This is a genomic window from Frankia nepalensis, from assembly GCF_016786325.1.
GTDB classification, from domain to species: domain Bacteria; phylum Actinomycetota; class Actinomycetes; order Frankiales; family Frankiaceae; genus Pseudofrankia; species Pseudofrankia nepalensis.
Genome location: NZ_JADWYU010000101.1, coordinates 61805 through 76319 on the forward strand (window position 1 = coordinate 61805; position 14515 = coordinate 76319).

General features: G+C 74.5%; 14 protein-coding genes. 10 read left to right on the forward strand and 4 right to left on the reverse strand.

Features of this window, described 5'->3' with window-relative positions:
* The first annotated feature begins 95 nt into the window (after positions 1–95).
* The 10 genes from I6A81_RS11405 to I6A81_RS11450 all read left to right on the forward strand — a co-directional run bounded on the left by I6A81_RS11405 (position 96) and on the right by I6A81_RS11450 (position 10452).
* Positions 96–1031, forward strand: coding sequence for a glycosyltransferase family 2 protein (locus I6A81_RS11405; RefSeq protein ID WP_203006352.1), 936 nt, complete (start codon positions 96–98; stop codon positions 1029–1031).
* Entirely contained in the window at positions 1018–2274 is a 1257-nt protein-coding gene (locus tag I6A81_RS11410; RefSeq protein ID WP_203006340.1) for a glycosyltransferase, read from the forward strand. The genes I6A81_RS11405 and I6A81_RS11410 overlap by 14 nt, the downstream gene beginning before the upstream one ends.
* A 45-nt stretch (positions 2275–2319) precedes the next feature.
* Positions 2320–3414 carry a class I SAM-dependent methyltransferase gene (locus tag I6A81_RS11415; RefSeq protein WP_203006341.1) on the forward strand — a complete coding sequence of 365 codons (1095 nt, stop codon included), beginning with the start codon at positions 2320–2322 and terminating at the stop codon, positions 3412–3414.
* Positions 3415–3643: 229 nt separating this feature from the next.
* Positions 3644–4354 carry a class I SAM-dependent methyltransferase gene (locus I6A81_RS11420; RefSeq protein ID WP_203006342.1) on the forward strand — a complete coding sequence of 237 codons (711 nt, stop codon included), beginning with the start codon at positions 3644–3646 and terminating at the stop codon, positions 4352–4354.
* Positions 4355–4362: 8 nt separating this feature from the next.
* Positions 4363–4707 (forward strand): hypothetical protein, encoded by a 345-nt coding sequence (locus tag I6A81_RS11425; protein ID WP_203006343.1) that lies wholly within the window; start codon positions 4363–4365, stop codon positions 4705–4707.
* A gap of 15 nt (positions 4708–4722) precedes the next feature.
* Entirely contained in the window at positions 4723–5961 is a 1239-nt protein-coding gene (locus tag I6A81_RS11430) for a glycosyltransferase family 4 protein (RefSeq protein WP_203006344.1), read from the forward strand.
* Between the two features lie 173 nt (positions 5962–6134).
* On the forward strand, positions 6135–7265 hold the full coding sequence (locus tag I6A81_RS11435) for a glycosyltransferase family 4 protein (protein ID WP_203006345.1): 1131 nt from the start codon (positions 6135–6137) through the stop codon (positions 7263–7265).
* A 652-nt stretch (positions 7266–7917) separates the two neighbouring features.
* Positions 7918–8835: a glycosyltransferase gene (locus I6A81_RS11440; RefSeq protein WP_203006346.1), complete on the forward strand. Its 918-nt coding sequence runs from the start codon at positions 7918–7920 to the stop codon at positions 8833–8835.
* Positions 8836–9118: 283 nt separating this feature from the next.
* Entirely contained in the window at positions 9119–10192 is a 1074-nt protein-coding gene (gene manB, locus I6A81_RS11445; RefSeq protein WP_203006347.1) for a mannose-1-phosphate guanylyltransferase, read from the forward strand.
* A gap of 71 nt (positions 10193–10263) precedes the next feature.
* On the forward strand, positions 10264–10452 hold the full coding sequence (locus I6A81_RS11450) for a hypothetical protein (RefSeq protein ID WP_203006348.1): 189 nt from the start codon (positions 10264–10266) through the stop codon (positions 10450–10452).
* Positions 10453–10486: 34 nt separating this feature from the next.
* Here I6A81_RS11450 and I6A81_RS11455 read toward each other — a convergent pair whose 3' ends face one another.
* From I6A81_RS11455 to cofD, 4 genes are all read right to left on the reverse strand, one after another.
* Positions 10487–10987: a nitroreductase family deazaflavin-dependent oxidoreductase gene (locus I6A81_RS11455; RefSeq protein WP_203006349.1), complete on the reverse strand. Its 501-nt coding sequence runs from the start codon at positions 10985–10987 to the stop codon at positions 10487–10489.
* Between the two features lie 81 nt (positions 10988–11068).
* Positions 11069–11902 carry a DUF3105 domain-containing protein gene (locus I6A81_RS11460; protein ID WP_203010174.1) on the reverse strand — a complete coding sequence of 278 codons (834 nt, stop codon included), beginning with the start codon at positions 11900–11902 and terminating at the stop codon, positions 11069–11071.
* A 62-nt stretch (positions 11903–11964) separates the two neighbouring features.
* Positions 11965–13287 carry a coenzyme F420-0:L-glutamate ligase gene (locus I6A81_RS11465; protein WP_307874601.1) on the reverse strand — a complete coding sequence of 441 codons (1323 nt, stop codon included), beginning with the start codon at positions 13285–13287 and terminating at the stop codon, positions 11965–11967.
* Between the two features lie 103 nt (positions 13288–13390).
* Complete coding sequence (gene cofD / locus I6A81_RS11470; protein ID WP_203003701.1) at positions 13391–14386, reverse strand: 2-phospho-L-lactate transferase; 996 nt, start codon at positions 14384–14386, stop codon at positions 13391–13393.
* Positions 14387–14515: the final 129 nt, after the last annotated feature.

Below are 14515 nucleotides of genomic sequence, written 5' to 3' on the forward strand. Positions count from 1 at the left end.
CTCCACGCGCCGCGGGGTCCTAAACAGCAGCGACCGGGAGTAAGACCGACGTGAGTGTCAGCGCCATCCGCAAGCCCCACCCCTCGGACGCGTCCATGCTCACCGCGCCCGGCGACGACGATCAGCTCTCGACCCAGCGGGACGCGCCGTACGTGACCGTCGTGCTGCCCTGCTTCAACGAGCAGGACCACGTCGTCCTCGAACTCGAGCGGATCAGCGCGGCGATGGACGCCAGCCGCTACAGCTATGAGCTGCTGGTCATCGACGACAAGTCGACCGACGACACGCTGGCGGTGCTCCACGAGGTGGCGCCCCGCTTCCCGAAGATGCGGCTGATGCCGTTCCGGCGCAACGGCGGTTCCGGTACCGCCCGCCGGATCGGGACGCAGGAGGCGCGCGGCCAGATCGTGGTCTGGACCGACGCGGACATGACCTACCCGAACGAGCGGATCCCGGAGTTCGTCAAGTACCTCGACGACAACCCGGACGTGGACCAGGTCGTCGGCGCCCGCACCTCCGAGGAGGGCACCCACAAGTGGGCGCGGGTGCCGGCGAAGTGGTTCATCCGGATGGTCGCGCAGCGGCTGTCCGGGACGAAGATCCCGGATCTGAACTCCGGGCTGCGGGCGTTCCGCCGCGAGGTCTCCCTGCCGTACCTGCGGCTGCTGCCGCCCGGGTTCTCCTGCGTCACCACGATCACGATGGCGTTCCTGTCCAACCAGCACCCGGTGGACTACCTCCCGATCGACTACGCGAAGCGATCCGGGAAGTCGAAGTTCCACCCGTTCCGGGACGCGCGGCGTTACATCCTGCAGGTCCTGCGGATGGTGATGTACTTCGACCCGCTCAAGGTGCTGCTCCCGGTCGCACTGTGGATCATGGGGTTGGGGTTCATCAAGCTGATCGTCGACCTCGCCCGCTACGACTTCCACGTCGCCACGTCGACGCTGCTGGCGATCCTGGTCGGCTTCCAGATCGCGGTCCTCGCCCTGCTCGGCGACCTCGTGGCCCGGTCCCGTGGCAGTTCCTGACCCGCGGGGCGGGCCGGCCCCGGCGGCCCGGGCCGGGCGGCCGCGGATCGCGATCGTCGGGCCGACTCATCCCTACAAGGGCGGGATCGCGCAGCACACCACCGAGCTCGCGCACCGGCTTGCCCGGCGCGGCCACGACGTGTGGATCGAATCCTGGTCCGCGCAGTACCCCGCCAGGCTGTACCCGGGCCAGCAGCGGGTCGACGCGCCCGAGATGGAGCCGTTCCCGGCCACCGGCTACCCGCTGTCGTGGTGGCGCCCCGACGGCTGGGTGCGCCTCGGCCGCCGGCTGCGCCGCCGCGCCGACGCGGTCGTCGTCGTGGTGGTCACGCCCATCCAGGCCCCGGCCTACCTCGGCATCCTCGCCGGGCTGGGCCGCGCCGGCCGGCGGGCGGCCGGGCCGGCGGTGCTCGCCCTGTGTCACAACGTGCTGCCGCACGAGCGCCGGCGCCTCGACGAGCCGCTGATCAGGGCCGTGCTGCGCCGCGCCGGCGCCGTGCTCGTCCACACCGACGCCGAGGCCACCCGCGCCGCCGCGCTGACCGCCGCCCCCGTGCGCGTCGCCGCGATGGCGCCGCACCTGTGGACCGCCCCGAGCCGCCGGGTCCACGCCGCGGACGCGCCGGCGGCGCCGGACCGGGCAGGCGAACCGGCGGGCCAGGCGACGGGCGAGGCGACAAGCGCGCTGGGCGGCCCGAGGCGACGGTTGCTGTTCTTCGGGCTGGTGCGGCCGTACAAGGGGCTGGACGTGCTGCTGCGGGCGCTGGCCGCCGGGCCGCCGGACGTCGCGCTGACCGTCGCCGGCGAGTTCTGGGGCGGCCAGGAGGCGACCCAGGCGCTCGTCGCCGAGCTCGGCCTCGCCGACCGGGTGGAGCTGCGCCCCGGCTACGTCGACGCCGCCGACGTGCCCGCCCTGTTCGCCGCCGCGGACGCGCTGGTGCTGCCCTACCGCGCCGGCACCGCGTCGCAGAACGTCGATCTCGCGCACCTGCACGGTCTGCCGGTCGTCGCCACCTCCGTCGGCACGCTGCCCGCGGCCGTCTCGGACGGGGTGGACGGGCTGCTGGTCCCGCCGGGCGACCCGGCGGCGCTGGCCGCGGCGCTGCGCCGGCTGTACGAGCCGGGGGTGCTCACGGCGCTGGCCGCGAAGGTGCGCCCGCCGGACACCGCCGGCGGCTGGGAGCGCTACCTCGACACTCTGTTGGAGGCGATCGAGGGCCAGCGGCGCGTGGACCACCGATAAGCACAATAAGTAAGAGTTAGTGCGCGCTCCGTACTCTCACTGGCTGTGAGAGAAACGACACGTACCGCGCCATCGCGTCAGCCGAAACTGCCCGGCCGGCCGGGCCCGCGCCGCGCGGGCCTCCGGCCGCGTCCCACCCGGTCGCGTGGGCGCCAGCTGTGCTACTCCGAGACCGAGCCGCGCACCCTCGACGAGTTCACCCGCCGGCGCAAGGCGCGCAAGCTCATCGCGGTGCTCGCGCACTTCCTCGGCCGGGACGGCCGGGACGGGCCGCGGGTGCTCGCCGGCCTGCGGGTGCTCGACGTCGGCTGCTCGGCCGGCTTCATCGCCGACGAACTGGCCGCGGCGGGCGCCGAGGTGACCGGCGTCGACATCGACGTCGCCGGGCTGCGCCGCGCCAGGGCGCGGTTCGCCCGGCGGGCCCGGTTCGTCCAGGCCGACGGGCTGGCGCTGCCGCTGCCGGACGGCGCCGTCGACGTCGTCATCCTCAACCACATCTACGAGCACGTCGTCGACGCTGACGAGCTGGTCGCCGAGGCGTGCCGGGTGCTCGCCCCCGACGGCATCGTCTACCTCGGCCTCGGCAACCGGCTCGGCGTCGTGGAGCCGCACCACCGGCTGCCGATGCTGTCGTGGCTGCCGCCCGTGCTCGCCGACGCCTACCTGCGGGTGACCGGCCGCGGAGAGCACTACTACGAGCGCTACCGCACCCGGCGCGGCCTGCGCCGGATGCTGACCCGGGTCGGGCTGCGGGCCTGGGACTACACCGCCGCGGTCATGCTCGCGCCCGAGACCTTCCACGCCGAGGCCGACCTGCCCCGGCTGCCCTGGCTCGGCACCCCGCCGCCGTGGCTGGCCGGCCTGGCTGCCCGGCTGCCGGGCGCCGGCCGGCCACCGGGCCGGCGGTCGGTGGCGGCGCGGGCCTGGCTCGCGCGGGCCGCGCTGCCATTCGCCCCGACCTACCTGTGGGTCGCCACCCCCGGCCCGCGCCGTCCCGGCGGCCGGACGCTTCCCGCGGGCCCCCGCCCCGTCCACGCCCGCCCCCCGGCGGCCGTGCTCGCGGGTCCGGGGGTCCCGGCCGCGCGGAATCAGGGCGGGACCCGGCCCGGGCTCGGGCGGCCGATCCGGGGCGGTGGCTGACGGGCGCCGACCCCGCCTCCGGTTCGGCGGCGGGCGGCTCGGCTCGCTCGGTCCCCGTCGCGGCCCGGGCGGTCCAGGCGGCCTGGACGGCCCAAGGCGGATCCGGCGACGACCCGGCGACCGGCTCGGCCTGGTACCTGACGGCTTCTCCCCGTCTGGGGGCGGCCCGGCCGCGCCGTGGCCGACCCCGGCACGGGCCCTGGCCGACGCGGCGGGCAGACTGGAGAGCATGAGCTCGCTGCGTGACGATGCCCTGGCCTACGTCGGGCACCAGGTGCACGTGATGCGCCGCCGGGAGGTCTCGACCCTGCTGAGCTGGGTCGGCGACCTGCGTGGGCGGACCCTGCTCGACGTCGCCGGCGGGGACGGCTACTGGGCGGGCCAGGCGGGCCGCCGCGGCGCGCGCGCCGTCTGCCTCGACCTCGCCCGGCGCAAGCTCGAGTTCGGCCGGCGGCTGCGCGGGCACCCCGGCCTCATCGAGGGCGACGCCCTGCGGCTGCCGTTCGCCGACGGGTCGTTCGACGTCGTCATGTCGGTGTGCGCGATCGAGCACTTCGACGACGGCGCCGCCGCGCTCGCCGAGATGGCGCGGGTGCTGCGCCCCGGTGGCGACCTGGTGCTCTCCGCTGACGCGCTGACCAGGGCGGAGCGCTGGCCGGCGATGCTCGCCCGTCACCGCGAGCGCTACCACGTCAAGCACACCTACCCGGCGAACGTCCTGAACAAGCTGCTCGACGGCGCAGGCCTGGACGTCGTCCGCCAGACCCACATGTTCCGCTCCGAGCGCGCCGAGCGGCTCTACCTGACCCTGTCGGCGAAGGGTGGCCGGGCTGGCTGGAACGCGGCGGCCCCGCTGTCGCCGCTGGTCGCCCTCGACGACCGGCGCTCCCCCGACGACGGCGGCAGCGTGGTCCTCACGCATGCCCGCAGGCGGGGCTGACCGAGCGGGTGAACGCGCAGCGGGCGCTCGCCGTCCTCCTCACCGTCCTGTTCTTCGCCCTGGTGATCTTTGGCATGGGCGCCCTGTTCGCCACGTTCGACCACCGGGCGTGGGGTCACATCGTCGGTGCGGTGGCCTGCGCCGTGATGGTCGGCGCCGGGATCAACGCCGCCCGCGGACCCGACGGCGCCAGCCCGCCAGGCGGCGCCGACCGCCCGGGTGGCTCGGGGCGGCCCGGCGTGTCCGGCCGGTCGTCCGGGACGGGCCGTCCGGGTGGCCCGCGCCGGCCTGGCGGTGGCACGGGCCGCCGGTCCGGCAGGAGCCCTGGCCCTGGCCGGGCCGGGCGTCGCTGAGGAGGCGCGGGCTTCGTGCGGGTGGGTTTCCTTCTCGATCAGGTGCTCGCGCCGGTGCCGGGTGGCACCGGCCGGTACTCGGCCGAGCTTGCCGCGGCGCTCGCCAGGACCGCCGCCCCCGGCGACGGGGTCGTCGGCTGGTGCGCCTGGCGCCCCGAACATCGCCCGGCGCGGGCGAGACGGCTGCCGGCCCCCGTCGGCGAGGCGCTGGCGGCCCGGCTCCCGGGCGGGCGCGGGCCGGTGACCGCGGACGCGGCGCTCCCCGGCGTGCTCGGGCCGCTGCGGCTGGGGCTGCCGAGACGGGCGCTGGCGACCGCGTGGGCGCGTGGCGCCGGCCCGACTCCGACCGGGGTGGACGTCGTGCACGCGCCCACGCTGCTCGTGCCGCCGCGCCGGCGCGGCGTGCCGCTCGTGGTGACGATCCACGACGCCGTCCCCTGGACGCACCCGCGCACGCTGACGCCGCACGGTGCCCGCTGGCACCAGGAGATGGGCGCGCGGGCCGCCCGTACCGCCGACGCCATCGTCGTGCCCACCGAGGCCGTCGCGGCCGACCTGCGCCCCTTCCTGCGGGTGCCGGACGGCAGGATGCACGTGATCGGCGAGGGCGCCGCCGACGCGGTCCTGCGGGTGGGGCCGGACGCCGACGACCGCGCCAGGCGCCTCGGCCTGCCCCCCGACGGCTACCTGCTCACGCTCGCCACGCTGGAGCCGCGCAAGGGCCTCGAGGTGGCGCTCGCCGCTCTCGGGATGGTCACCGGCCCGGCGGCCCGGCTGCCGCTGCTGCACGTCGGCCAGCCGGGCTGGGGGGCGTTGGACGCGGCCGCCGAGGCGGCCAAGCTCGGCGTGGCGGCCGGCCGGTTCCGCTCGCTCGGCCGGATCGACGACGCGGACCTGGCCGTCGTGCTGTCGCGGGCCAGTGTGCTGGTCGCCCCGTCCCGGTCAGAGGGGTTCGGCCTGCCGGTGGTCGAGGCGATGGCGCACGGCGTGCCGGTGGTCGTCTCCGACGTGCCCGCGCTCGTCGAGGTCGCGGGGCCGGCGGGGACCGTCGTGCCGGTCGACGACCCGACCCAGCTGGCCGCCGGCGTCAGCCGGATCGTCGCCGATCACGCGCTGCGGGCCCGCCTGTCGGACAGCGGACGCGCACGGGCTCGGCACTTTAGCTGGGTTGAGGCGGCGCGCGAGTGCTGGGAGCTCTACCGTCGTGTGAAAGGTTCCCCGGCCGTGTCCGTCGCCGGTGACGGGCGGGCGTAGTGTTGCCCCGGTTGTATGCGCCGCCCCAGGAGCGAGTTCCTCATGGCCGGCGGCGCGTGCGGTCGGGGAAACAGGCGGGCGGGGCGCGATCAGGTGCTGCGCGCTCCCCGTCGACCTGACCTCGCAGACGGCAGAGACGAATTCAGGCAACACATGTCGGTGGAAGGAGCGCCGTGGGACCCCGGGTGCTCGTCGACGCCACCGCGGTTCCGGCGGACCGTGGCGGTGTCGGGCGCTATGTCGATGGGCTGGTCGCGGCTTTGGGCGCGGCCGGCGCCGATCTGGCGCTCGTGTGTCAGCGGTCGGACGAAGAACGCTATAGCCGGCTGGCCCCGGATGCCACTGTTCTGTCCGGGCCGGCGGCGATCGCGCACCGGCCGGCCCGCCTCGCCTGGGAACAGACCGGCCTCCCGCTGGTAGCCGAGCAGGTCGCCGCTGACGTGATCCATTCGCCGCACTACACGATGCCGCTGCGCGCGCAGCGGCCGGTGTGCGTGACGATCCATGACGTCACGTTCTTCACCGAGCCGGAGATGCACACCGCCGTCAAGGGCACGTTCTTCCGCTCGGCGATGCGTACCGCCGTCCGCAAGGCCGACCGGATCATCGTGCCGTCCAAGGCGACCCGCGACGAGCTGGTCCGGGTCCTGGACGGGGAGTCGACCACCACCGACGTCGCCTACCACGGCGTCGACACGACGACGTTCCACCCGCCGACGGACGAGGACAAGCGCCGGGTACGGATGCGCCTCGGCCTCGGCGACCGCCGCTACGTCGCGTTCCTGGGCATGCTGGAGCCGCGCAAGAACGTGCCGAGCCTCATCCGTGCCTGGGCCGAGGCGGTGCACTGGCGCGACGAGCCGCCTGCTTTGGTGCTCGCGGGCGGCTCCGGCTGGGACGACGAGGTGGACGCCGCGGTGGCCGCCGTACCGAGCCACCTGCGGGTGCTACGGCCGGGCTATCTGCGCTTCTCCGACCTGCCGGGCTACCTGGGTGGCTCCGAGCTGGTCGCCTACCCGTCGCACGGCGAGGGCTTCGGCCTGCCGGTGCTGGAGGCGATGGCCTGCGGCGCCCCGGTGCTCACCACGCCGCGCCTGTCGCTGCCCGAGGTCGGCGGCGACGCGGTCGCCTACACCCAGCCGGACGCCGACTCGATCGCGCGTGAGCTCGGCACGCTGCTCGATGACGCGGAGCGTCGGGCCCAGCTCGCCGCCGCCGGCCTCGCCCGGGCACGGGAGTTCACCTGGGCGGCCTGCGCCGACGCCCACCTCGCCAGCTACGCCCGCGCCGTCGCGGACGCCTGAGGCGGTCGGCTCAAGGTCGCCCAGGGGCGACCATCCGGACCTCCCAGATCGGCTCCGCAAGCTCCGCCGATCCGGCAGGGACCCCGGCTCCGCCGTGGGGGGGGGGGGGGCCCCCCCCCCCCCGGGGCTGGGTAGGGCCTGGAGGTCTGTGGGCTGTCCTGGTCCGAGGTCGGGATCGTGGCTGGTTGCGGGTGGGCGCTTGCGCGCGGAGGGTGCGGGGCGACGGTGAAGTGTCCGTCGTAGCGCGAGCTACAGCTCGCGGATCAGCGGACAAGTCGGGAGCCGGTCCACGGGCCTCGGCCCTGACCATGGCGGGTGACCATCACTCCCGACTTGTCCGGCAGAACGCGACCCACAGCGCGCGCTACGACGGACACTTCGCTCCTGTGGACCCGGCCGGTCGGACGGGAGGACCCACCGGCTACCGTCGATGCGAGGTCGTGTGCCGCGGGAATCCAGCCACGCGGCGCGCAGGCGCGCCTCCGCGGAGATACGCCCACCAGCGAAGCGAAGTGGGCGTACCGCAGCGGAGGTCGCCGGAGCGCACGTGAGCGGAGGAGGACGCGGCGTGGAGGTGTCGTCCGAGCCGCCAGGCGAGGACGGCGCCGGAGCGCCGTGCCCGGACGGAGCGAACCAGAAAAGAGGCCCGTTGGTGAGTGTTGAGCCGGAGATCCGGGTTGTCGTCGTGACCTTCCGGTCCGGCGACGTCATCGCGAACTTCCTGGACACGCTGGCGAAGGCGACGTCGCGGACCTACGAGGTCGTCGTCGTCGACAACTCGCCCGAGCTGGACGCGGCGACCGCGTCCGCGGCCGAGCGTCCTGAGGTCCGGCTCGTGCGGCCGGGACGCAACCTCGGCTACGGAGCCGCGGCCAACCGGGGCGCGGCTGGCGCCAGGGGCACCTGGGTGGTCGTCGCCAACGCCGACATCTCGTTCACCGCCGGCTCGGTCGACGAACTGGTCGACGCCGCGGCGCGCTGGCCGGACGGCGGGGCGTTCGGCCCGGGGATCGTCAACCCGGACGGCGCGCTCTACCCGTCGGCTCGCGATCTGCCTTCGCTGGGCCGGGGCGTCGGGCACGCGCTGTTCGGCTGGTTCTGGCCGACGAACCCGTGGACGGCCTCCTACCGCCGGGAGCGCGGCGCGCCCCGCGAGGCGACGGCCGGCTGGCTGTCGGGCTCGGTCCAGCTGCTGCGGCGGGAGGCGTTCGAGTCGGTCGCTGGGTTCGACGAGTCGTACTTCATGTTCATGGAGGACGTCGATCTCGACCGTCGCCTCGGGCTCGCCGGCTGGAGCAGCGTGTACGTACCGAGCGCGGTCGTCGAGCACCTGGGCGGCCATTCCACGCAGCGCACGTCGCGAAAGATGCTCGTCGCCCACCATCGCAGCATGGTGCGCTACCTGTGCCGCCAGTACGCGGGGCCCGGTTACCTGCCGCTGCGGGTGGCGCTCACCGTGGGCCTCGGTGCCCGGCTGCTGGCGGCCCTGGCGTTCGCCAAGGACAGCGCCGGCGCCCGGACCACTCGCTCCGCGGCCCTGCTGCCACCCGCCGGCACTCGCGAGCGCTGAGGGCGACCGACCTCGCGCCTGGATGTCCACGCGCTGGCGGTCGGTTTCGACCGTTAACGCAACTGTGGCGCCACGGGTGCGGGTAGGGGTCGACATTCACCTGGCTTTGGTTCGGTTGGCCTTGTGCGATGGCCGGCCTCCGCCCGGTGATGAGCACTCGTCTGCTGGAAGCGTGCTGGTGCCGCTTGGCTGCTTGTAGCTACGAGATGTGGCTCGGCGACGGTCTGCCCTACTTGGATGGGCGCCGTCGTCTACTCCCACGAGATCTGGAAAACTGGCCGTTATGGATGCTGTGATGCTGGTGGGGGGCAAGGGAACTCGGCTGCGGCCGCTGACGATGTCCGCCCCCAAGCCGATGCTTCCGGTCGCCGGGGTGCCGGTCACCGCGCACATGCTCGCCCGCGCGCGCGACGCCGGGATCGACCGCGTCGTGCTCGCCACCTCGTACAAGGCCGAGGTGTTCGAGGAGTACTTCGGGGATGGCTCGGCGCATGGCCTCGAGCTGGCCTACGTGACCGAGACCGAGCCCCTGGGCACCGGCGGGGCCATCCGCAACGTCGCCGATTTCCTGCGCTCCGGACCCGATGACCCGGTTGTCATCTTCAACGGCGACATTTTGTCCGGCCTCGACATCCAGGCACTGATCGCCCGGCACACCGACAGCGGCGCGGCGGTCACCCTGCACCTGACCGAGGTCGACGACCCGCGCGCCTTCGGCGTCGTCCCCACCGACGCCAGCGGCCGGGTGACGGAGTTCCTGGAGAAGACCCCGGACCCGCCGACCAACCTGATCAACGCGGGCTGCTACGTGTTCCGCCGCTCGGTGATCGACGAGATCCCGGCCGGTCGGCCCGTGTCGGTGGAGCGGGAGACCTTCCCAGGCCTACTCGCTGCCGGCGTGCCGATCGCCGCCTACCCGGACAGCACCTACTGGCTCGACCTGGGTACCCCCGCGGCCTTCGTCCGTGGCTCCCGCGACCTGGTACAGGGCCGGATCGCCTCCTCGGCGCTGCCCGGCCCGGTGGGTGAGGCGCTGGTGCTGAGCGGCGCGGTCGTCGCCTCCGACGCGAAGCTGTTCGGCGGCGCGACCGTCGGCGTCGGCGTGACCGTGGGCGGCGGCGCGACGATCGACGGCGCGGTGCTCTTCGACGGCGCGACCATCGGCACCGGCGCGACGGTGCGTGACTCGGTCATCGGCCGGGACGCGGTGATCGGCGAGGGCGTCGTGCTGGAAGGGGTCGTCATCGGCGACGGCGCCCGAATCGAGCCGGGCAACGAGCTGCGCGCCGGCGTGCGGGTCTTCCCCGGCAGCACGCTGTCCGCCGGCTCCATCCGCTTCAGCTCCGACCGCGTCTGACCCACCGTCAGCTGGCCGGGCGACCGGCCGGATCGTCGGGAACCCGGCGCGGGGACGGAGTCCAAGGGCTCATGGATGCTCCCGCGCCGGGCACGACGTCGGCCCTCGCCCGCTCGCTGAGGCTGACGGCAACGCTGTTGGCCGGGTATGGCGCGCACGAGCCGGGCCCGTCCGCCGACGTCCAACTGGGCCAGCTAGGCCAGGGCGTGGGCATCCCGTGGTGGAACGGTGTCGTCTCCTACGAAGGCGTCGTCTCCTAGGAGAAGGAGCCCTTCGAGTCGGCCCTGGCCCGGCTCAGCGCGGGTCGAGGCGGAAGACGCGCAGGGTCCGGCCGGTGGGCAGAGCGGGATCGTTCATCCTGGCGTACTCGGCGTAGCCGGGCCAGAAGGTGGTCAGCTTCGGCCACATGGCCGCCCGCTCCTCGCCCTCGACGAGGCGGGCGCGCAGCTCACGGCGCTTGCCGCGGTGGACGACCGCGACGTCCGGATGCGCGAGCAGGTTCGCGGTCCACGCCGGGTGCCCTGTCCGGCCGTAGTTGCTGCCGACCAGCCAGAACCCGTCGCCGTCCGGCATGGTGGCCAGCGGGGTGCGGCGCGCGAGGCCGGAGCGCGCCCCGGTGTGCTCCAGCATGATCATGGGCAGCATCATCTGGCCGATCATCAGCCGGCCGCCGCTGATCTTGTGAAGTGTCCGGTCCACCTTGGGGACCACCGAAGGCCCGATCCGCTGGAACGCTGGGTGCAGCGAGAACGCCTGCGCCATCCGCCCGATCCGAGTCTCCGGCCCGATCTTCATGATGGCTGAGCATAGCGAGTCCAACACGGATCGGGCCCGCGACCGAACGGTCGCGGGCCCGACAGGCGCTGGTGCTGGCGCTCAGGGGCTGTTGCCCCCCATGGTGGGCGAGGCCGACGGGACGGCGGTGTCTCCGCCGTTCAGGACCAGCGGGCCGTCCTCGGTGACGTCGAAGGTGCCGCCCTGGTAACCCGACTCGGGGGCGGTTGGTGAGTCCCAGCCGACACCCCCCAGCCCCGGATCCCCGTAGCCCTCGATGAAGTCGGCGACGACCTGCTCGGAGACCGTGCCGCAGCGCTGGGTGCGGTCCCAGGCGGTAAGCACGAAGTGCCGGTTGTCGGCGAAGTCCGACCGGGTCCACGGGACCGCGATGAACCGGTTGCCCGCGTTGGCCGCGACCTTCCGCAGCTGCTCGATCTGGTCCGCCGGCAGCTTGGCGTCGTACCAGCCGACCACGAAGCCGTGCTCCAGGTTGTGCACGGCCCGCTCGACCCGGATGCCCGAGGTCGGGTTGTAGAACCGGATCTGGTCGGGCAGCGGGTCGCCGTCGTGGTTGCCGGACGACGGCGGGACCTGCTTGTAGTTGAACGTCTCGCCGGGCACCTTGAGGTGGTCCGACACCTGTTGCGGGTCGTTGACCACGCCGGTGCAGTTGGCCGCCTGGGCCGCCGCCGACGGCGCGGCCACGTAGCCGACCTTGTGGGCCTTGGCCGCGTTGCGGTTGCTCACCACGCTGTACGTGACGATGACGGCCAGCAGCACCAGGGCGAGCCCGCCGGCCGTACCGTAGATCAGGAAGGCGCGCCGACGCTCCTTGCGCTTCTGTTCGCGACGCAACGCGTCCAGCCGGGCGTTGCGGTCCACCTTCTTCTTGCCTGTCGGGCGGACGGTGCGATCGGCGTCGCCCTTCGACAGGGGGACACCTCGATCGGCGCTCTTCTTAGCCACGCCCGCATCCTACGAAGTGTCCCCAGGAGTCACGCGTAGAGGAGGAACGCGCCGGGGTCGCGTCGCGTCCGTGGCGCGGCGGGCGCCGCCGGATGGCCGATCGCGACCGCCCCCAGGGGTGCCCAGCCAGCTGGCAGATCCAGCACCCGGCGGACCACGTCGGGGCAGAACATCGTGCTCGACACCCAGGCCGAGCCCAGCCCCTCGGTGGCCAACGCCACCAGGAAGTTCTGCACCCCCGCCCCGCCGGCGACCGCGAACATCCGCTCCTCCGCGCCGGCCCGGCGGGCGTCCGGGTAGGCGTGCGCGCCGTCGTCGGTGACCAGCGGCACCACCAGCACGGGCGCGGCGCGCAGCACGTCGCCGCGGCGCAGCCGCCGCGTGACGGAGTCCTCGTCGAAGCCGTCCCGGCGCAGGTCGGCGGCCCAGGCCGCGGCCATCTCGGCGAGCAGCTCGTCGCGCCGCTCGGTGACCAGCACGAAGCGCCATGGCGTGGTGTGGTGCGGCGCGGGGGCCGTCACCGCCGCCGCCACCGCCCGCTCGATGGCGGCGAGGTCCACCGGCTCGGCGGAGAACGCCCGCACGGTGCGCCGCTCGGTCAGCGCCGCCCGGCGGGCCTCCAGGGTGCCGAGCCGGAACATGTCCTCGGCCGGGGAGCGGACCACCGCCCGCACCCCCCGCTCGTCGTCGGGCACGACAGCGAAGCCGCGGACCACGGCGACCGGCGTGCCGGTTAGCTTGCCCTTGACCAGCTCGGCCGCGGCCGCGAGCTGGTCGGCCTCGGCGACCTCGGTCATCCCCAGCTCGTTGCCGTAGCCGTCGACGTCGCCGATGTGGCTGCGCAGCGCCGCCATCCCGGCGACGCCCACGGCCTGGTCGACCACGCCGCGCCGCCAGGGTCGGCCGGCGGTGTCGCTGACGACGACGGCGACGTCGACGCCGCACCGGGCGGCGAGGCCGGCGCGCAGCCGGCGCGCGCTGTCGTCGGAGTCCAGCGGCAGCAGCGCCAGGCTGTCCTTGGCGATGTTCGACGCGTCGACGCCGGCCGCCGCGAGCACGAAACCGTGCCGGGTCTCGACGATCCTGGTCGGGCCGCGGCTGGCGACGTCGCGCACGGTCTCGGCCTCGATCGCCGCCAGCCGGGCGGCCTCCCGGTCGCCGGAGACCTGGACGATCCGGCCCTCCGCCTTCGAGACGATCTTCGAGGTGACGACCAGCACGTCGCCGTCGGCGAGGGCGAGCCCCGCGGCGGCCATGGCGGTGGCGATCGCCTCCGCCAGGTCGGCACCTGGGCGGATCTCCGCGATGCCCGGCACGGGGATGATCCGCAGGTCCCCGCGGGCCGCCTCCACCGCTCGCGCGCCGGCTCCCGCGCCGCCATCCGGCGCCGTCCGCCCAGGCACGGCCCGCTCAGACGCCGCCCGCTCAGACACCGCCCGCCCGGGCGCCGCGCCCTCAGACACCGGCCAGCTCCAGCGCGGCGCGCACGATCGCGACGGTCGCGTCCAGGTCGGTCATCAGCAACGGGCGCGCGCTCACCCGCGCCCCCGGGACGGTGACGCCCGCGTCGGCGGCGTCGACGAGCCAGCCGTCCAGCAGGCCCCCCTCGCCCCGGGCGCCTGGGCCGTCCTTGCCCCGGCTGCCTGGGTCGTCCTTGCCCCGAGCGCCGTAGTGCCGGCCGACGGCCTCGGCGGAGGTCTCGACCCCGATCGCGCGCAGGCAGGCGTCCGCCATCCCGCGCACCGGGCTGCCACCGATGATCGGTGACACCCCGATGACCGGCGCCGGCGTCTCGCGGACCGCGTCGCGGATGCCGGGTACCGACAGGATCGAGCCGATCGAGACCACCGGGTTCGACGGTGGCAGCAGCACCACGTCCGCCTCGGCGAGCGCGTCGAGCACGCCGGGAGCCGGCTTCGCGTCGCTCGCCCCGACCGAGACGATCGCCTCCGCCGGCACCGCGGCGCGCAGCCGCAGCCACCACTCCTGGAAGTGGATGGCCCGGCGGCCCTGCTCGTCGGTGATGACGACGTGGGTCTCGACCCGGTCGTCGCTCATCGGGATCAGCCGCACGCCAGGCCGCCAGCGCTGGCACAGCGCGGCGGTGACGTCCGAGAGCGAGTAGCCGGCCAGAAGCATCTGGGTGCGTACCAGATGGGTGGCCAGGTCCCGGTCGCCGAGGCCGAACCAGGCCGGGCCCACGCCGTACTCGGCGAGCTCGGCGGCGACCGTGAACGTCTCGTCCTCGCGGCCCCAGCCCCGCTCGGCGGAGATGCCGCCGCCCAGGGTGTACATGACCGTGTCGAGGTCCGGACTGATGTTCAGCCGGTGCAGGATGATGTCGTCGCCGGTGTTGCCGATCACGGTGACATCCGCGTCCGGCAGGGCGGCCTTCACCCCGCGCAGGAACCTTGCGCCACCGATACCCCCGGCCAGGGCCGTCACCTTCACATCGCGAAGGCTAGTGCGGCGGTCGGCTCAGGGTCGCCTAGGGGCGACCATCGCCGCTCCGCCTGGCCGGACGCTCCGCGCCCGGCCCCGACCTGGTATGGGGCAGGACCGGGAGGTGTGGGGTAGTTC